Source organism: Kitasatospora sp. NPDC048286 (assembly GCF_043201735.1).
Classification (GTDB): Bacteria; Actinomycetota; Actinomycetes; order Streptomycetales; family Streptomycetaceae; genus Kitasatospora.
In genome coordinates, this window is record NZ_JBICZE010000011.1 from 101,927 (window position 1) to 120,766 (window position 18,840).

Here is an 18,840-nt window from a genome sequence, read left to right on the forward strand (position 1 = left end):
CCCTGATGTTCATCGCCCTGGTCGTGGCGGCGGTCGCCAGCCTCGGGGCACCGCTGATCACCAGCGTGGCGACCACGTTCCACGTCTCGCTCGACAGCGCGCAGTGGACGCTGACCGTCGCACTGCTGAGCGGAGCCGTCGCCACGCCCGTCCTCGGCCGACTCGGAGCCGGCCCGCACCGACGGGCCACGATCCTCGCCACGCTGGCGATCGTCGTCGTCGGCAGTGCGCTGACCGTGCTGCCACTGCCGTTCGCGGGGCTGCTCATCGGCAGGGCGGCCCAAGGCGTCGGGCTCGGTCTGACGGCGCTGATGATGGGCGTGGCCCGGGACCACCTTCCCGAGGAGCGCAGCACGGCGACGATCGCCCTGATCTCGGTGGTCTCGATCATCGGCGCCGGCGTCGGCTACCCGCTCACCGCACTGCTCGCCGAGATCGGCGGCGTACGGGCCGCCTACGGCTTCGGTCTGTTCGTCACCGCCGTCGCCTTCCTGACCGCGTGGCGCTCCATACCCGCGGCTCCCGAAGGCCGCTCCGCTCACGTGACCGTGACGGGCGCGCTCGTCCTCGCGGGTGGACTGTTCCTCGTCCTGTTCCTGGCCGGCCAGCGGAGCCTGTGGAGCCGTCACCTCGCCGTGGCGGTGATCCTCGCCGTCGTCGCGGTGCTCCTGCTGTGCGTCTGGACAGCCTCCGAGCTGCGCGGCAAGACGCCCCTGGTCGATATCCGGGCGGTACGGCACCCGGCGGTCGCCGGAGCGAACATCGCCATGTTCGTCGGCGGTAGCGGCATGTACCTCCTGCTGACGCTCATCACGCGGTACGCGCAGACGCCGCACAGCGCCGGCTACGGCTTCGGGCTGACCACCTTCGTCGCCGGGCTGGTCCTCGTCCCGTTCTCGGTGCTGGGGTTCGTCGCCGGCAAACTCACGCCCCGGGTTCGGACGCTGATCGACGCACCCCTGCTCCTGGCCGGCAGCGCCGTCATCGTCGGCGGCGGGTTCGTCCTCTTCGCCACGGCCCGGTCGAACCTGGCCGAACTGCTCGTCGCGATGGGCGTGCTGGGCTTCGGCGTCGGCAGCTTCTCGGCCGCCATGCCCGGCGTCATCCTGGCCGTCACGCCCAAGAGCGAGACGTCGAGCGCGATGAGCTTCAACTACGTCGTCCGCAGCGTCGGGTACTCCCTGGGCAGCGCGATGGGCGGCCTGGTCCTGGCCACCGGCACCGACACCGGTCATCTCTTCCCGAACGACCACGCCTACACCACCGCAGCGCTGGTCGGCATCGCCGCGATGGCGGTCACCGCCCTGACCGCCACCGCTCTCGCCCGCCGACGCCCGCCCGAGACCAACCCCACCGCGGCCACGGCCGGCGTGCCGAGTCAGGGCCGGTCGAGCCGATGACCGGCTCGCCGGAAGGGCGGCGGCCCCGTCGCCCTGGTCGGCGCCGAGGAGACTGGACACCGCCCGCGGCGGTGAGCGCCCCCGGGCGGGGGCCTCGCGTACGGGCGGATCGGCCCCGAAGGCCGAGGCACCCCGAAGGCCGAGAGCACCGCGAGGGCGGAGAGCACCCCGAAGGCCGAGGGCACCGCGAGGGCCACCGGCGGGAAGAAGAGCACCTCGCGCTCCCGCAGCGGGGGCGGGAAGCCGGCCGCGAAGAAGCGGGTCTCCGCCGGCGACGAGGACCTGAAGCAGCTCACCAAGGCCGAGCTCTACGAGAGGGCCACGCGGTTGGACATCCCGCACCGTTCGACGATGAACCGCGACGAACTCCAGAAGGTGGTCGAGAAGGCCTCCGGTGGACGCCGGCTGCGCATCGCGTCGTGAATCGGCTGGTCATGGCTTGGCTGGTCGTGAATCGGCTGGTCATGGATCGGATGTACGGCGGAGCCACGGGCCAGGTGAGGATCCTCCTGATCCGGGCAGACGCCCTCGTGGGACGCCCGCGGTGTCGCGGGCCGTCCCAGCCGGTCACCGGACCGGCGTCCGGCGGCCCGAGCGCTGCCCCGACCCACACCGCCAGGGTCGAAAGCGCTCGAAGCAGCCGATCGACCTGGAAGGAAGCCGCCCATGGCCACACGGATCGCCTACCGGCGGATCTACGAGGAAGCCTCGCCCCAGGACGGGCAGCGCGTGCTCGTCGACCGGGTCTGGCCGCGCGGGATGAAGAAGGAGGACGCCGACCTGGACGAGTGGCTGCGCGACGTCGCCCCGTCGACCGAGCTGCGCCGCTGGTACGGCCACGAGCCGAGCCGGTTCCCCGAGTTCCGCCGCCGCTACCTGGCCGAACTGCGGGATGCGCGACACCACGAAGCGGCCGGGCACCTGCGCGACCTCGCCGCCCACGACAAGCTCACGCTGCTGACCGCCACCAAGGACGCGGACCACAGCCAGGCCGCCGTGCTCGCCGAATGGCTGGCCCGGCGGAGACACTGACCGCCACGGACACCGAGTCCTGCCACGCCCGCGAACCCTGACCACCGGCGCGGGCCCGCCGGCGTCCACGCGGCCACGTGCACTGTCCCGGTCGGCCCGGATTGCGCCCGCCGCCGGGACCGGCCACCGAGGAAGGCCGGGCCCGGCCACCGAGGAAGGAGGCCTCGGCCTTGATCACCGAACTCGCCCTGGAACGCACGGAGTTCACTTGCGGCCACCGCCGGCGCCAGTGGAGCACCGGCTACGACATCCGGCACTACCACCACGACGACGGGCGGGAGTGGGAGTACTCCTCCCGGGACGGCACGCCGGCGGACCCGCCGTACACCCCCGAGGGCGCGCCGCCCCGCCCGGAGCGCGGACGCCCACCCGCGGTCGCCCGAGCGGGGAGCCGTCCGACGGGAGGGGCGCGAGGCGATGGCTGAGCTGACCGTCGAGGGCGGTGACCTGGTGCTCCGGCTCTCCTGGTGGGAGCGGCTGGTGACCGGGACCGCGCCGGTCCGGGTGCCGCTGACGGCGGTCGAGGACGTGGCGGTCCTCCGGGACCCGTGGCGGGTGTTCCGCGGCTTCAGGGAGCGGGGACTGCTGATTCCCGACACGCTGTGCCTGGGAGTCTGGCGGCATCCCGGCGGGCGGGACTTCCTCGCGCTGCGCACGCGTGCCGGCGGCGTCGTCCAGGTCGACCTGCGCCGGCCCTCGCCGTTCGCCCGGATCGCCGTCCGGTCTCCGCGGGCCCCGCAGACGGCGGCCTCGGTACGCGCGGCGGCGCGCCTGACGGCGCCGACGCCTTCGTGGACGAGGGCACCGTCGTCGCCGGAACCTCCGAAGACGATGCCCCTCATGGACCGGTTCGCCACCGGCTGGTCGACGTACAGGAGATGAACCCGCTCGGCGAACTCTCCTGGCCGGTCCCCGTCCGGGGGCCTGCCCGCTCGGCTACTGCTCGGGTGCGGCTACCGCGCGGAGTCGGCCCGGGACACCAGGCCGTCGATCAGCGCTGCCAGGGCCGGGCGCAGTTCGGCGCAGTGGGCGCCCGGGCCCAGGTAGGGGGCTGCGGTGCGGGAGAGCACCAGGGCGGGGAGGGTCCGCGAGTCGGCGGCGGCGAGCGCGGCGGTCCGCTGACTGGGCTCGCGCGGGCGGCTGACGGGGTGTTCGGAGAGGAGTTCCCCGACCAGGAGCTGCCAGCAGGAGCGGTGGGCGGCTGCCGCCTGCGGGGGCCGGAGCCCGGCGGCCATCAGGTCGGCCAGGCAGGCGTCGGTGAAGGGCAGGGCCCGCTCGGAAGCGAGTTCACCGCGGATGAGGACGTGCAGGACCCAGACGTGCCCGGCGAGGAAGTCGTGGGCGTCGAGGAGCCGGTGGAGAAGCCTGGCGGTGGGGGAGTCACCCGGGACGTCCACGGGCATCCCGTCGGCGATCTCGTCGAGGACGGCGAGCAGAAGGCTGTCGCGGTCGGCGACGTGCCGGTACAGCGAGGCGGCGGCGGTGTCGAGTTCGGTGGCCACGGCCCGCATGGTGAGCGCGTCGATGCCGTCCCGCTCGATGAGTCGGCGCGCGGCGGCGACGACGGCGTCCGTGGTCAGTCCCGGACGCGGGCGCCGGGGGCCGTAGCGGCCGCGGTCGATCGTCGTTCCTCGTTCTGCCATCTCGTCATCCTGCCACGCCGCCGGACCGGCCTTCACCTGCGGGGCTTGCGAGACCAATAAAGTAAGGCTTACCTTACGCGAACACTGTTCGCATCTGGAGGTGGCCGTGCCCGGATCAACCGTTCCCGCATCGTCGACGACCGCGCCCGGGAGGTGCTCCGGGGCCGGGAGGCGCTCCGGAGCCGCCCCGGACGGCCCCGGCCGTCCCGGTCCGCGCCCCGGCCGCTCCGGTCCCCGCGCCGGCCGCTCCGATCCCCGCGCCGGCCTGGTGCTCGCCACGGCGAGCCTGTGCCAACTGGTCGTGACGCTCGACGCGAGCATCGTGAACATCGCCCTGCCCGCGATGGGCCGCGCCCTGGGATTCGCCGACAGCGCCCTGCCCTGGGTCGTCAACGCCTACGCGCTCGCCTTCGGCGGACTGCTGCTCCTGGGCGGCCGGGTGGCCGACCTGGTGGGACACCGCCGCGCGCTGCTGGCCGGTCTGGCACTGTTCGGGCTCGCCTCCGTGCTCGGCGGATTCGCGCAGACCCCCGCGCAGCTGATCGCCGCCAGGGCCGGGCAGGGCGTGGCCGCCGCGCTCCTCGCGCCCATCAGCCTCACCCTCATCATGGTCACCTTCGCCGAGGGGACGGCCAGGGCCAGGGCCCTGGGCGTCTGGTCGATGGTGACGGCGGCGGGCAGCGCGCTGGGCGTCCTGCTCGGCGGCGTGCTCACGGACCTGCTCGACTGGCGGTGGGTGTTCTTCGTCAACGTCCCGCTGGTGCTGGTGGCCGGCGTCCTGGCCGTCCGTTCGGTCGCCACCGTCCGGCCGGCGCGCACGGGCAGGCTCGACCTGGTCGGTGCGGTGCTCGGGACCGGGGCGATGTGCGCACTGGTCTACGGGCTGATGGAGACCGACCGGCACCCGTGGACCTCGGCACGGACCCTGGCCACCCTCGGGGCCGCCGCGCTCGTCGGCATCGCGTTCCTCTGCTGGGAGGCCCGCTTCGCCTCCGCGCCGATCGTCCGGCTCGGTGTGCTGAGGGCCCGGACGGCATGGACCGCGAGCGTGATCGTCACCCTGCTCGGGGCGGCGATGCTGGTGGGCTTCTACTTCTGCTCGCTGCACCTCCAGAATGTCCTGCACTACGGCCCGCTCGCGGCCGGTGCGGCCTTCCTGCCGTTCTGCGCGGGCGTGATGGCCGGCAGCATGGCGGCCGGCCGCATTGGTGCCCGCTTCGGGGCGCGGGCCACGCTCACCGCCGGACTGCTGCTGGCGGGCCTCGGAATGCTCTGGTTCAGCGGACTCGGCGTCGACTCCGGCTACCTGAGCGCGTTCGTGGGCCCGTGCGTGGTCACCAGCACCGGCGTCGGGATCTGCATGGTCGCCAACACGGCGATGGGCACCTCGGGCGTGGCCCCGCACGAGGCCGGACTGGTCAGCGGGCTGCTCAACGCCGGGCGCCAGTGCGGCGGCAGCATCGGCCTGGCCGTGCTCTCCTCGCTCGCGGTGGCCGCGACCCGCAGCGTGGCACGTGAGGGACACGAGCCGCTGGAGGCGCTCGCGGCCGGCTACGACCGTGCGTTCGTCGTCACGGCCGGGCTGTTGGCGGTGGCGGCCCTGCTCGCGGTGCTGTTCGTTCCCGGCCCGGCCCCGAAGCCCGGTCCGGCGCCGACGCCCGCCCCGCGAGCCTGACGGCACGCACCTCCTCGGGGGCGGACCAGGCTGACGTGATGGGTGAGTGATGGGCGAAATGTGGCCCTGCACCATTGCCGGCGGCGGAGCTTCGGTGGGGCCGCGCCCGTCACCGCTGTGTTCGACGTGAACAACTGACGCGGTCTCCCCGCCGGCATTGCCGAAGCGACGGGACATCACCAGGGCTGCCGCCTACGCGGCGGACTCGGGGCGCTCCAGCTGACGGGCAGAGTGATGGGTGACTTGCTCGGTGACCCGTCCTCCCAGATGGGCTGGCAGCCTTCGGCCAGGCGCAGGTCGGGGAGCCGGTCGAACAGCGCCTCCAGGCACACGGTCATCTGGGCCCGTGCCAGGTGGGAGCCGATGCAGTTGTGCGCTCCGCGGCCGAAGGTGAGGTGCGGGTTGTCCGCGCGGCACAGGTCGAGCCGGTCGCCGTCGGCGAACACACTTCCGTCGCGGTTGGCGGAGGCGAGTACGGGCAGCACGGCGTCGCCGGCGCGGATCGTCCGGCCGTGCAGCTCGATGTCCTCGACGGCCTGGAGGACGACGACGCCGTTCATCACCGGTACATAGCGCAGCAGTTCCTCCACCGCACCGGGCATGAGGTCGCGGTTGTCGCGCAGACGTGCGTACTCGCCGGGCACGGTCAGCAGGGTCAGCACGGCGTCGGCCAGGAACATGGTGCTCGTGCGGTATCCGGCGACCAGCATGGAGAGCCCGAAGCTCACCGCGCTCTCATGGTCCAGCGTGCCGTGCTCGCACTCGCGGACCAGTTCGGTGAGCACGTCGTCATCGGGCTCACGCCGCTTCCCGTCGAGCAGCGAGGTGATGTACGCGCGCAATCGGGAGGTGGCCTCGCGGCCCTCCTCCAGGGTGAGCAGGGCCCCGAGCGCGGCGTCCGCCTTGGGCAGGAAGTACCGGCTGTCGTCGTAGGGGATGCCCACCAGGTCGCACATCACCATGACGGGAAAGGGCTCCAGGAACCGGACGACCAGGTCGCCGGGCTGGTCGCCGCCGACGAACGCATCGAGCAACCGGTCGGCCGACTGCCGGAGGTTCGGCAGCCTGCTCCGGATGGACCGGACGCTGAACGGCTCGCTCAACGCCCTGCGCAGGGCGGCGTGCCGGGGGCCTTCCAGTTCCATCATCGTGATCAGGCCCGGCTCGTCACCGGGGGCCCGACCGGGGCGGGGCGGCCAGTCGTTGATGGTCGGCCGGATCAGCCGGGAGTCGGCGATCAGTTCCTTGACGTCGTCGTACCGGGTGGCGTACCAGGCGGTGGCACCGATCGGCAGCCGGACCTTCGCCAGCGGGCACTCCTGGCGCAGCCGGCCGTACTCCTCGGGTGGCCCCATCGTGCCCGGCGGCGGGAGGGGCAGGTCGATGACGGGCACGTCGACGACAGGTTCCGGCGTGGTGTTCACGGCTGGACCTCCCCTTCTCGTGTGCGACCGGGCGCGGGCGCCCGGTCGACTGGGCCCGACCGGGTGCGAGGGGCCTGCGGGCCGGTTCACCAGCTGACCGGGAGCGTCAGTGGTGACTTGGTGACGGACTGGTCGTCCCAGAGGGGTTCGCGCCCGTCGGCCGGGCGCAGCCGGGGGAAGCGGTCGAACAACGCCTCCAGTCCGACGGTCAGTTCGGCGCGTGCCAGGTGGGCGCCGACGCAGTTGTGGGCTCCCCGGCCGAAGGTGAGGTGCGGGTTGTCCGCGCGGCACGGGTCGAACCGGGCGGCGTCGGCGAACACACTCCCGTCACGGTTGGCGGAGGCCAGTACGGGGATGACGGCGTCGCCCTCGCGGATGCTCTGCCCGCCTGCCTCGATGTCCTCGGTGGCCAGCAGCAACACGGTGCCGTTCATCACCGGCATGTAACGCAGCATCTCCTCCACCGCCACGGGTATGAGGTCGCGGTGGTCGCGCAGGCGGGCCCACAGCTCTGGCCTCTCCAACAGGGTGTGCACCGAGTCGGCCAGGAAGAAGCCGCTGATGCCGAACCCGACGGTGAGCATGGACAGCCCGAAGGCCGTCACCTCGTCATGGGTCAGCGCTCCGCCGTCGCACTGGCCGACCAACCGGGTCAGGACGTCGTCACCGGGTCGGCTCCGCTTCCGTGCGATCAGCTCGGCCGTGTACTCGCGCAGCAGGCCGGTGACCCTGTTCGCCTCCTCGGAGGTCACCATGCCGTCGAGGGCCGCGTCCAGCACCGGAAGGAACCAGTCCCGGTCCTGGTAGGGGATGCCCACCAGGTCGCACAGCACGAGCAGCGGGAACGGTTCGGTGAATCCGGCGACCAGGTCGCCGGGGTGACCGTCCGCCTCGACCTCCTCCAGCAGGTGCTCGGCGAGTTCACGGATGCGCGCCAGCCGGTCCCGGACGGCTCGGAAGCTGAACGCCGAAGCCATGGCCCTGCGCAGCGCCACGTGCCGGGGGCCGTCCAGTTCCGCCATGGTGATCAGGCGCGGCCCGCCGTCCGCGGCCTGCCCGGGGCGGGGCGGCCAGTCGTTGATGCTCGGCCGGATCAGCCGGGGGTCCGCGAGCAGCTCCCGGACGTCCTCGTACCGGGTGGCGTACCAGGCGGTGGCGTCCATCGGTAGCCCGACCCTGGCCATGCGGCGGCTTTCGCGTAGCCGTGCGCACTCCTCGGGCGGCCCCATGGTGCCCGGCGGCGGGAGCGGGAACTCCAGTACGTCCGGCTCGGGGCCGGGTACCGGCGCACTGGTCGGCTGTGAGGTCATGCTCGCTCCTCTTCCGAGGGTGCGGCTCGCGAGGGTGCTGCGGTCACGGGCGCTCGATGTAGCCGGTGGCGTAGAAGTACTCCAGGTAGCGGTCCAGCAGCTCCGCGTCGACCGGAGGGCAGTGCAGGCCCGCGGCGGCCAGGTCGCGCTCGACGTTGGCCCGTCCGACGGTCGGGAAGGTGCCCTCGAAGTACATCTCCTTGACGGACATGTCCGCCTGCTTGCAGCGGTCCACACACAGGGAGACGAACGGGGCCGTGGGGCTCGTGGGGTGCTGCGCGACATGGCGGACGAGTTCGCCCACCCACTCCTCGTAGGGGAGCCGGCTGATCCGGTGACCACCCGCGTCCATCCGGTCGAGCATGTCGTGCAGGCTCGCCGCGCGGGGATTGGTCAGGTGGTAGGTCCGGCGGGTGGTGCGGTGCCCCGTGGCGATGTGCACCACCGCGTCGGCGAGGTAGTCCACCGGAACGAAGTCCAGCGGCAGCGGGATGTCGGGGGCCAGCCCGGTCTCGCTGATCGTCTTGAACAGCGAGCAGATCGCGGTGTCGGTGTTGCAGGCGCCGGTGTGCCGGTCGCCGGTGATCTCGTACGGCCGGTAGACCGCCACCGGCAGGCCTTGGTCCGCGGCGTTGCGCAGCACCTCTTCGGCGACCCACTTGCTCTCGGCGTAGCCCATGGTGAGCCGGTCGGCGTGGTCGAGCGGCAGGTCCTCGTCGACGTGCCGTACACCGGCGGTTCCGAAGCCGGCCAGCACCGCGATGGTGGAGAGGAAGTGCAGCGGTACACCGCGCCCGGCCGCCAGCCGGACGATCTCCCTGGTGCCTTCCACGTTGGTGCGGCGCAGCGCCTCGTACGGGTAGAGGAAGTTGACCTGCGCGGCCGCGTGGATCACCAGGTCGAGGGTGTCGGCGAGCTCGTCGGCGCGGCCTGGTTCCAGACCGAGGCCGGGCTCGGCGAGGTCGGCGGGGAAGCACACGACGCGGTCGGCGGCTTCGACGGTGGCGAGGTCGAAGCGGGCCGAGGTCAGCGCCACCTTCTGCCGGGCGTGGGCACCGTCCCGGCTTCGAACCGGACAGTGCACCCGGGCATCGGTGCGGCGCAGCAGCGCGGCCAGCAGGAACGCGCCGACGAAGCCGGAGGCGCCGGTGAGCAGCACCTCCCCGGGGTGCCGCCAGTCGGGGGCCGATCCGCGTTGCGCCGGCAGGGTGAAGCCCAGTTGTGCTTCGGCGCGGAAGTCCACCGGTCCCGTGTCGGCGCTCGCCTTGCCGGGCCGGTCCCTGATGGCAACGACGGCGGCGGTGAAGTCCTCCAGCGCGGGGGATCGCAGCAGGCTGTGGACCAGGGTGCGGCCGTGCCGGGCGTCGAGGTCGAAGGCGGTCAGCGTACGGGTGACGGCCTCGGCTGCGAGCAGGGAGTCGCCGCCGATGGCGAAGAAGCTGTCGCCCGGTGCCGGGTGCACGCCCAGTACCACCTGCCACACCTGCGCCACTGTGTCCTGCGGACCACCGGGCCCGGGGCCGTCCGCCGCTGCCGGGGTGGCGGCGGTTTCGGTCGCCGCCGGCCTGCGCAGCCGGTGACGGTCGACCTTGCCTCCGGCGGTGACCGGGAACTGTGCGAGTTCGACCAGCCGCGCGGGTACCGCGGCGGCGGGCAGCCAGGTGGCGAGGGAGTTGTGGATGCGGTCCAGGGGCAGCGCCTGGCCGGGGCGAGCCGGTGTCACGTACCCGATCAGTGCGTCGCCGTCCCGTTCGACGACGGCCTCGCCCACCGCGTCGTCCGCCCGCAGCCGGGTCTCTATCTCCTCCGGTTCGATGCGGTGCCCGCGCAGTTTGATCTGCCTGTCGATCCGGGCCCGGTACTCCAGTGCGCCGTCCGCGCGCCGGAGTACCCGGTCGCCCGTGCGGTAGAGGCGTGTACCGGGCTCGACGGGGTTGTCGACGAAGCGCTCCGCGGTCAGCTCGGGGTCGCCGAGGTATCCCAGTGCGAGCCCGTCTCCGCCGACGAGGAGTTCGCCTTCCTCGCCGGTGCCGGCGGGGGTGCCGTCCGCACGCAGTACCTGGCAGGTGGAGTTCTCCAGCGGGCGGCCGATCGGCACGGCCGTCACCTCGGGCGGCAGGTCGTGTACCAGGTGTGCGGTGGAGACGACGGTGTTCTCGGTCGGGCCGTAGAAGTTGACCACGGCGGTGCCCGGGCAGGCCGCCAGTACCGCGCGGGCCAGCTCCGGGTCCATCGCCTCACCGCCGGCCGAGGCGAACCGCAGGGACCGCAGTGCCGACGGCATGGTGCGGGCGACGAGGTGGAACACCCCGGTGGTCAGATAGGCGACGGCGACGTGTTCCGAGCGCAGCAGTGACTCCAGGGCGGCCGGTGACAGCAGTTCCTCCTGGGAGGCGATCACGATGCAGGCGCCGGCGAGCAGCGCGGGCCAGATCTCGATCGTGGAGGCGTCCGAGGAGAGGCCGTAGGCGTGCAGCACCCGCTCACCGGGCCGAGGTCGCTGGCCGACCAGGTCGGAGACCGCCAGCCGCACGACTCCGCGGTGCGGGATCGCCACCGGTTTGGGGCGGCCGGTCGAGCCGGAGGTGAACATCACATAGGCGCAGTCGGTGGGCCGTACCCGGGGCCGCGGTACGGCGGCCCCGGGTACGGCCGGTGCCGGGCCGCCCAGTTCGACACGGGTGCGCACGCGCCGGATGCGGCGGGCGCTGCCGGGCAGCATGACGACGGTGTGCACCCCCGCGTCCTCAGCCATCGCCTGCAGCCGTGCCGGCGGTAAGGCGTCGTCGAGCGGGACGTACGCCGCGCCGGTCTTGAGGATTCCCAGGAAGGCGACCAGCGCTTCCGGGCACCGTACCCCGCACACTCCGACCATGTCGCCGTGCCGCACACCGGAGTCGTGCAGCCGGGTGGCCAGCGCGTCGGATCGGATCCTCAGCTCGCCGTAGCTGATGTCGCGGCCGTGCTGTGTGCAGGCGGTGGCCTGCGGGCCGTGTGCCGCCCGGGCGTCGAACAGCTCGTGGAGACAGCGGTCGCGCGGATAGCCCGCCTTCCCGGCGTCCTGGTCCACCGCCTGGTGCGCTGTCGCGCGGGTGTTCATCGGAATGTCCCGCTCTCTGCTGCATGTCCGGGTGGCACGAGCAGCTAATGCTCGAACTCCTCGGCGAAGGCCGCGAAGTCGGCGGTCCGCCATCTTTCGGGCCTCATGCGGATGAGGAGGTTGTCGGCCAGTTGCCGGCGGTTGGCCGCCAGGTACGCCGTCGCCGTGTCCGGGTCCAGGTACCGGTGGGCCAGTTCCTCGTGTTCGGCCGGCGGGACCGGGTCCTCGACGGCCACCACGGGCCCCTCCACGCTGACGTACCGGTACGGTGGCGTCTCGTTCTGCGTGCACAGGCTGAACCGGCCCGCCCCGCGGATGAGCCGGGCCTTCAGCGTTTCCCGCCCGGTCTGGACCGTCACCAGCCCGCCGGGCCGGTAGGAGTACCAGACCGGGAGCAGTAACGGCCCACCGCCGTCGCGTGGATCGTCCACCCCCAGGATCCCCACGTGCACTCCGGCGAGGAATTCCTCCCGGTCTTCGACCGACATCCTGAGATCCACTGGTACCGCCTCGATTCGGCAGGGGCCGACAGAAAACGCGTCCGGTGTCGACGGTGTTGATCGTGGTGCGGAGGACGAGCCGACGGAGTCACCTCCGACCGGCCGGCGCGCGACCGCCGCAGGTCCGTGCGGCACCGCAGCCGCCCTCGGCCGGTGCACGCGGCCTTCGGGAACCCGGCGGCTCGGCCGCCCCGGCCCCTCTCCCAGACTTCCACCACACCCGGGTGGCTCGCATCCGGGCGGGCTGCCGGACGGGCCACTGCGAACACGGGGCCCGCCAGCGCGTGGGCTACCGGGGCGCTCCCCGCCGGAAAGCAGAATGAGAGGTCCTGTCAGCGCCGGCCGTCAGGTGGTTCACCGGGAGAAGGAGGAGGCGAATGAGGGCGGCCATCCGAGCCGAGGGCCTGGTGAAGACCTTCGGCGACGTACGGGCCCTGGACGGGGTCGATCTGGACGTGCCGGAGGGGACGGTACTGGGCCTGCTCGGCCCCAACGGCTCGGGCAAGAGCACCACGGTACGGGTGCTCACCACTTTGCTGCGGCCCGACGCCGGCAGCGCTTACGTGGCGGGCGTGGACGTGCTCAGGCACCCGGCCCGGGTTCGCAGTCTGATGGGTCTGTGCGGCCAGTACGCGGCGGTCGACGAGTACCTCACCGGCCGGGAGAACCTCCAGATGGTCGGCCGGCTCTACCAGATGCGGACCAGGGCCGCCAAGGCGCGCGCCCGGGAGCTGCTGGAGTGGTTCAACCTCGCCGAGGCGGCCGACCGGCTGGCCAGGACCTACTCCGGCGGCATGCGCCGCCGGCTCGACCTGGCGGCGGCGCTGGTGGTGCGACCCCCGGTGATGTTCCTCGACGAACCCACCACCGGTCTGGACCCGCGCAACCGGCTGGCGCTGTGGGAGGTCATCGAGATGCTGGTGGCGGAGGGCACCACCCTGCTGCTCACCACCCAGCACCTGGAGGAGGCCGACCGACTCGCTCACGACATCGCCGTGGTCGACCGCGGCCGGGTGATCGCACGCGGCTCCGCCGACGACCTCAAGGCCAGGATCGGCGGCGAACGGGTGGAAGTGGTGGTCCACCAGCGCGAGCTGATCGGTGCGGCCGTCGCGGCGCTCACCCCGTACGGCAAGGGCCGGCCCAGTGTGGAGCAGCACACCCGGCGGATCGCCGTGCCGGTGGACGGGGGTGCCCGGGTACTCGCCGACGTCATCCGCGAGCTGGACGGGCGGGGCATCCTCATCGACGACATCGGCCTGCGCAGGCCCACCCTCGACGACGTCTTCCTCTTCCTCACCGGCCACACAGCCGGGGAGACCGTCCCTGGCAAGGAGGCCTGACCGTGGTCGACACCGTGATGAGGGGACAAGCGATCCCGCACCCGCGCGGCGGAGTCGTCCAGATGGCACGCGATTCCTGGGTGATCGCCCAGCGGAACCTTCGCCGGATGACCCGGATCCCCGAGATCGTGATCCTCGGGCTGCTGCAGCCGGTGATGTTCGTGCTGCTCTTCTCGTACGTGCTGGGCGGCGCAATCAACGTACCGGGCGGCGGCTACCACGAGTTCCTGATGGCCGGGATCTTCGCCCAGACGGTCACCTTCGCGGTGGAGGGGGCCTCCGCCGGCATCGCGGAGGACATGACCAAGGGCCTGATGGACCGCTTCCGCTCGCTGCCCATGACACGCTCGGCGGTGCTCGCCGGGCGGACTCTGGCCGATCTGGCGCAGAGCGCCTTCACCCTGCTGGTGCTGGCGATCGTGGCGATGCTGGTGGGCTGGGGGGCGCACCGCGGGGTGCTCCGGGCACTGGGTGCCTTCCTGCTGCTGCTCGCGCTGGGCTACGCCTTCTCCTGGATCGGGGCGCTGATCGGTCTGTCGGTGCGCAGCCCGGAGGCCGCCAGTTCGGCCGGCCTGATCTGGCTTTTCCCGCTCACGTTTCTCTCCAACGCCTTCGTACCGGTGGACACCATGCCGAAGTGGCTGCAGACGATCGCCTACTGGAACCCGTTCAGCGCCACCGTCCAGGCCTGCCGGAACCTGTTCGGCAACCCCGGGGCCGACGGCGCGCGCGTCTGGCCGATGCAGCATCCGATCGTGGCGTCCGCGCTCTGGTCACTGCTGATCACGGTGCTGTTCTCCTGGCTGGCGGTACGCAAGTACCGCAACGCGACCGACTGACCGGGCTGCCGCCCCTCCGGCGAGCCCGTTCTCGACGACCATCGCCGGTGCGGCGGTCGCGAGTTGGAGCCCGGCAGCGAGGGCGCCGCCGCCCGTGAGCAGGGCGAGCGCGGTGAGTGGGCGGCGAGGCGCCGGGGCGGTGCGCCTGAGCGCAAACGCACAAGTTCCTCCACAAGTCGACAGAATCGAACAGGACCGTGCGCATCAGAGTCTTAGTCCTCTCCCCGCACCTGCGGGTAAGAGCACCGCGGCGGAGCGCGGGGCCTGGATCATCTTCGAGGACGAAGCCGAGCAGTCGATGACTCCGCCGCGCGCCGGAACCTGGGGCCGAATCGGCCAGACCCCGGTCGTGAGGGTGAGAGCCCGGGGCTCCGGGCGGGTATCGATGGCGCCGGTCCCGCTCCTTCACCGGCCGTGACCCGGCAGCCGGCCTCGCCCCGGACCTGGTGCGGCGCGACTTCACCGCCGTCGCGCCGGACCGGCTGTGGGTGGCCGACATCTCGCTGGTCCCGACCGGCGAGGGGCCGTGGTGGCCGGCCACGACCCGCGACGCCTTCTTCCGCCGGATCGTGGGCTGGCACACCTCCGAACGGGCGGATGCCGACCTCGTGCTCACCGCGCTGGAGTACGCCCTGCACGGCCTGCACGCCCTGCACGGCCGGCTGGTCCACCACAGCCGGCTGGTCCACCACAGCGGCCACGGGTGTCGCTGTGGATGTGGTTGTGCGCGGTCCCGTTCAGGTCGGGGTCCTCGGCCCGGTCTGAGCGCACGGCACCCTCTGTGTCCGGCGGCCGGTGCCCGCCCCTGTGCCCGCTTCGGTGTCCGTGTCGGGTGCCGGCGCCGGTTCCCGCCGGTCCCCGTGCCTGCCCTTCTGTCCCCGGTGCCGGTGCCGGCGCCTGCCCCCTGTGTCCGGCGCGCCGGTGTCCGGTGTTCGGGGGAGGTGTTCACCCCGCCGTGTGCGGGTGGTCCGCGGGTGGCGGGGTGAGGGTGGTGGCCGGGTGTGGGTGGGGGTGGGTGTGGTCAGTTGAAGACGAGGATGTCGGTGCGCATCGGGAGGGGGCTGTTCCAGCCGATGTTGATCTTGAAGGTGACGACGCCGTTGCCGGGGGCGATGCTCGAGACCTGGAACGGCGCGGCACCGACGAACCGGTTGCCGTTGGCGTCGATCTCCGAGGCCGTGATGACGACGGTGGAGTTGATCCCGATGACGTTCCACGAGATCTGCAGGTTGAACGTCCCGTTGCCCGGGCTCCAGAACACCCAGCCCCGCCACACGGCGCCGACGTTGCCGCCGATGTCGGCGAGGCGCTGCTCCGTGTCGGTGGACTGCAGGGCGCCGGTGATCTGCGGGACCTGGGAGGCGGTGGGTTCGGCTGCGGCCATGACGGCCCTCCTTGTGCCGGGAGGGCTCCCATGAGCCCTCCGGATACCCAGAGTGTCCGCCCGTGTTCGTAGTGTCACAATCACTCGTGAGGGTGAACGCCCGGCGTGTCACCGCACCACCCGCCTGCCCGCGCTCCCGGGCCGCACGCCACCCGGCGCGCACCCCGCCCCTCCCGCCCGCACGCCCGCCCATTCGCCCGTCCGCCGCCGTGGCCCTGCCTGCCGACCGCGCCCCGGGCGCCTGTCCTCCCGTCAGCCCGTCGCCGCCGTGCCCCGCCGACCCGCCCGCCTGTCCGTCAGGCCTGCCGAGGGTCGCTGCGCCCCGTCCTGCCTGGGCGCGCCGCCGCTTGCCCGGGCCGGGGGCGGGGCTGACGGCGGTGTGTGGAGGTGTCGGCGGACCCCGCTCGTCCGCTTGGTGTCTCGTTCACTGCTGTGCCTGGCTCACCTGGCCTGCCGCGCGTTGCTGCGCCCCGTCTGTCTGTCCGCCTGTCTGCCTGGCGTCCTGCGTGCCGCTGCGCCCCGGCCGCCCTGGGTGCGTCACCGCTTGCCTGTGGTGGGGGTGCGTCTGGTGGCGGTGTGCGGGAGGTGTCGGCGGACTCCGTCTGCTGTCTGGTCCCGGTCGGGCCGGCGCGTCGCGTCGTCGCGGGTTGGCTTGGGTCCGGCCTGTCAGGGGGTTTGTGGTGGGGGTCCGGTTCGGGTGGTGTCTTCGTTGGTGGTCGGGGCGGGGTCCTGTGCGTGTGTCGGCGTGCGGTGTGCCGGGGTTCGTGGGGAGGGGGGTGGTCGCGTTTTGTCGGGTGGGGCCGGTTTGTTGTGGTTCCGTTCGGGCGGTGCGGCGGTACTGGGTCGGTCCCGGGGTTCGGTGCGGTGTCGTGCTGTCGGGGTGTGTCGCGGTCCTCGTCCTCGTCGGCGGCGGGGGTTGCCGTCGTCTGCTGTGCTGTGGGTGATGTGTGTGTCAGGTGCCCGTGTCCGGGCCCTGTCGGCCCCAGGCCCCGGCTGTCGGTGTCCGGGGTCGGGTCGTTGGCCGGCGTTGTCCTGGGTGGCGTCCACGGGGGGTCTGTCCGGTCCGGCTTGTCCGGCCGGTCCGTGTTCCGTTCTCGCTCCGTCCTGCGGGGGGTGCTGTGTCGTCGGGGTCTGTCTTGACACCTCGGGTCGTATCCAGAATATTAGATACGTCCCGAGGGTCGGGGTGGTGGCCGGTCGCCGGAAGGGGCGTGTGTGGTGGATCTGGATCCGCTGGCCGTGCACAAGGCGCTTGCCAATCCGGCGCGTGCGGAGTTCCTGCGCTGGCTCAGGACGCCCGAACGCTATTTCGACGAGGCGTACTACCGTGAGCGCGGTGTCGGTTTCCATATCGGGGTGTGTGTCACCGACTTCTGTGAGCGTTCCGGGCTGGCCCAGTCGGTGGTCTCCGGGTATCTGCAGATCCTGCGTGAGGCAGGGCTGCTGGTGTCCGAGCGTGTCGGCAAGTGGACGTTCTACCGGCGCAACGAGGAGACCATCGCCGCTTTCGCCGCGTACGTGCGCGACGAACTCTGACACCCCCTCGCACCACCCCCGGCACGCCATTCCCCTGTGTTATCGACTCCCGCGCCCCTTCGTGCCACCCGCTCGCGCATCACCTCCCTTGCGTCACCCGCTCTCGCCGCCGACTCCCGCGCCGTCTCCTTGCGTCACCCGCTCCCGCACTGCTTCCTCGCGCCGTCCCCTCCCGTATCACCCGTTCCTGCACTGTCTCCTCTCCTGGTGGGGGGTGCCCGTTCGGCGTCCCCAGTTTCTTCTTTCGTTCATGTATCCAGTTATCTAGATTTGTGTATCTGTTGGAGGTTGTTGTCGTGCCCCGTACCGCTCCTGCCCGTACCGCTTTGGCCGTGCCCGTCCTGGCTTTGGGTGTGTTCGGCATCATCACGACCGAGATGGGTGTCGTCGGGGTCCTGCCCGCCATGGCCCGGCGCCTGCAGGTGGCTCCCGCCACCGCGGGTTGGCTGGTCGGCGTGTTCGCGCTCACCGTCGCCGTCACCGGTCCCGCCGGTGTGCTCCTTGCTTCCCGTCTGCGCCGCAAGACCGTCCTGGCGGCGGCACTTGCCGTCTTCGCCGCCTCCAATGCGCTCTACGCGCTCAGTGACTCCTTCCCGCTCGTCCTCGCTTTCCGGGTCCTGCCCGCCCTGTTCCATCCGGTCTTCTTCGCTCTCGCTCTCACTGCCGCCACCCGCCTGGCCCCGCCCGGCCGCAGTGCCCGTGCCGCGACCACCGTCTTCGCCGGCGTCAGCGCCGGCTTCGCGTTCGGCGTTCCCCTCACCTCCTACCTCGCCGACCACCTCGGCCTGCCCGCCGCGTTCTGGAGCACCGCCGCTCTCGACCTCCTCGCCTGCGCCGCCGTCCTTACCTGTTTCCCCGACCTGCCCGAGACCCAGCACCCCACCTACCGAGGACAGTTGGGCATCCTGCGCCGCCCCCGCCTGTGGCTGGCCGTCGCCGCTGTCACCCTCCTGTTCGCCGCGATGTTCAGCGGCTACGGCTACATCGCCGAATACCTCGAACACGTCACCGGTCTCGACACCTCCCTCACCGGCCCCGCCCTGATGGCCTTCGGTGTCGTCATGACCGCCGGCAACCCCGTCTACGGCCGCCTGCTGGAACGCCACCCGCTGCGCACCGTCACCGCCTACCCGCTCCTGTGTCTGGCCCTCTACCTCCTGGTCGACGCCGCCGGCCCCCACCGCGCTCCCATGCTCGCCACCGTCCTGCTCTGGGGCGCCGTCCACTGCGGCGGCCTCGCCGTCGCCCAGTCCTGGCTCGCCCGCGACGCCACCGACGCCCCCGAGTTCGGCAACAGCCTCTTCATCTCCTTCTCCAACCTCGGCATCACCCTCGGCACCGCCCTCGGCGGAACCGTCGTCACCACCGCCGGCCCCCGCCACCTGCCCCTGGTCGGCGCCGCCCTGGCCGCCGCCGCCCTCGCCACCGTCCTCCTGCGCCGCCGCCTCGGCCCCGGCCACCCCCGCCCGCACGAGACCCGCCCGCGGCAGGACACCCCGCACGAGACCCGCCCCGCCCCCACCCCCTGACCCACCCCGGCCCCGACCCTGCCTCACCCCCCGGCCGGCACGGTGGCCGAGAGCAGTCCGCGCGTCCCGGCCCGGACGGTGACGCGGCCACGGACGGCAGCGCCGCCGACCCCCTCCGACACCCC

At 72.4% G+C, this 18,840-nt stretch carries 15 protein-coding genes; 9 read left to right on the top strand and 6 right to left on the bottom strand.

What is annotated here, in order from left to right; translation table 11 throughout:
- The first annotated feature begins 5 nt into the window (after nucleotides 1-5).
- From ACGF13_RS25665 to ACGF13_RS25680, 4 genes are all read left to right on the top strand, one after another.
- Complete coding sequence (locus ACGF13_RS25665; protein ID WP_392879668.1) at nucleotides 6-1,400, top strand: MFS transporter; 1,395 nt, start codon at nucleotides 6-8, stop codon at nucleotides 1,398-1,400.
- Between the two features lie 666 nt (nucleotides 1,401-2,066).
- A complete protein-coding gene (locus tag ACGF13_RS25670; protein ID WP_392879036.1) occupies nucleotides 2,067-2,432 on the top strand; it encodes a DUF488 domain-containing protein in 366 nt (121 codons plus the stop codon).
- 170 nt (nucleotides 2,433-2,602) lie between these two features.
- Nucleotides 2,603-2,857 carry a hypothetical protein gene (locus ACGF13_RS25675; protein WP_392879039.1) on the top strand — a complete coding sequence of 85 codons (255 nt, stop codon included), beginning with the start codon at nucleotides 2,603-2,605 and terminating at the stop codon, nucleotides 2,855-2,857.
- Nucleotides 2,850-3,314 (top strand): hypothetical protein, encoded by a 465-nt coding sequence (locus ACGF13_RS25680; RefSeq protein WP_392879041.1) that lies wholly within the window; start codon nucleotides 2,850-2,852, stop codon nucleotides 3,312-3,314. Before ACGF13_RS25675 ends, ACGF13_RS25680 begins: the two co-directional genes overlap by 8 nt.
- 71 nt (nucleotides 3,315-3,385) lie before the next feature.
- Here the strand turns inward: ACGF13_RS25680 and ACGF13_RS25685 are convergent, their stop codons facing one another.
- Entirely contained in the window at nucleotides 3,386-4,075 is a 690-nt protein-coding gene (locus tag ACGF13_RS25685; RefSeq protein WP_392879044.1) for a TetR/AcrR family transcriptional regulator, read from the bottom strand.
- Between the two features lie 268 nt (nucleotides 4,076-4,343).
- On the opposite strand from ACGF13_RS25685, the gene ACGF13_RS25690 reads away from it, so the two are divergent.
- The gene (locus tag ACGF13_RS25690) at nucleotides 4,344-5,750 is read left to right on the top strand and encodes an MFS transporter (protein ID WP_392879046.1); all 1,407 of its coding nucleotides are present in this window, start codon (nucleotides 4,344-4,346) and stop codon (nucleotides 5,748-5,750) included.
- Nucleotides 5,751-5,926: 176 nt separating this feature from the next.
- Here ACGF13_RS25690 and ACGF13_RS25695 read toward each other — a convergent pair whose 3' ends face one another.
- From ACGF13_RS25695 to ACGF13_RS25710, 4 genes are all read right to left on the bottom strand, one after another.
- A complete protein-coding gene (locus tag ACGF13_RS25695; protein WP_392879048.1) occupies nucleotides 5,927-7,174 on the bottom strand; it encodes a cytochrome P450 in 1,248 nt (415 codons plus the stop codon).
- 86 nt (nucleotides 7,175-7,260) lie between these two features.
- The gene (locus tag ACGF13_RS25700) at nucleotides 7,261-8,484 is read right to left on the bottom strand and encodes a cytochrome P450 (protein ID WP_392879050.1); all 1,224 of its coding nucleotides are present in this window, start codon (nucleotides 8,482-8,484) and stop codon (nucleotides 7,261-7,263) included.
- 43 nt (nucleotides 8,485-8,527) lie between these two features.
- Nucleotides 8,528-11,584, bottom strand: coding sequence for an amino acid adenylation domain-containing protein (locus ACGF13_RS25705; RefSeq protein ID WP_392879052.1), 3,057 nt, complete (start codon nucleotides 11,582-11,584; stop codon nucleotides 8,528-8,530).
- 44 nt (nucleotides 11,585-11,628) lie between these two features.
- A complete protein-coding gene (locus ACGF13_RS25710) occupies nucleotides 11,629-12,072 on the bottom strand; it encodes a pyridoxamine 5'-phosphate oxidase family protein (protein WP_392879055.1) in 444 nt (147 codons plus the stop codon).
- A 389-nt stretch (nucleotides 12,073-12,461) separates the two neighbouring features.
- Here ACGF13_RS25710 and ACGF13_RS25715 point away from each other — a divergent pair, with 389 nt between their 5' ends.
- Nucleotides 12,462-13,427: an ATP-binding cassette domain-containing protein gene (locus tag ACGF13_RS25715; RefSeq protein WP_392879058.1), complete on the top strand. Its 966-nt coding sequence runs from the start codon at nucleotides 12,462-12,464 to the stop codon at nucleotides 13,425-13,427.
- A gap of 17 nt (nucleotides 13,428-13,444) precedes the next feature.
- The gene (locus ACGF13_RS25720; RefSeq protein WP_392879670.1) at nucleotides 13,445-14,266 is read left to right on the top strand and encodes an ABC transporter permease; all 822 of its coding nucleotides are present in this window, start codon (nucleotides 13,445-13,447) and stop codon (nucleotides 14,264-14,266) included.
- 1,021 nt (nucleotides 14,267-15,287) lie between these two features.
- Here ACGF13_RS25720 and ACGF13_RS25725 read toward each other — a convergent pair.
- Nucleotides 15,288-15,650: a hypothetical protein gene (locus tag ACGF13_RS25725; protein ID WP_392879061.1), complete on the bottom strand. Its 363-nt coding sequence runs from the start codon at nucleotides 15,648-15,650 to the stop codon at nucleotides 15,288-15,290.
- 1,215 nt (nucleotides 15,651-16,865) lie between these two features.
- Here ACGF13_RS25725 and ACGF13_RS25730 point away from each other — a divergent pair.
- Entirely contained in the window at nucleotides 16,866-17,186 is a 321-nt protein-coding gene (locus tag ACGF13_RS25730) for an ArsR/SmtB family transcription factor (protein ID WP_392879064.1), read from the top strand.
- A gap of 332 nt (nucleotides 17,187-17,518) precedes the next feature.
- Complete coding sequence (locus ACGF13_RS25735; protein WP_392879066.1) at nucleotides 17,519-18,715, top strand: MFS transporter; 1,197 nt, start codon at nucleotides 17,519-17,521, stop codon at nucleotides 18,713-18,715.
- The last annotated feature ends 125 nt before the right edge of the window (nucleotides 18,716-18,840 follow it).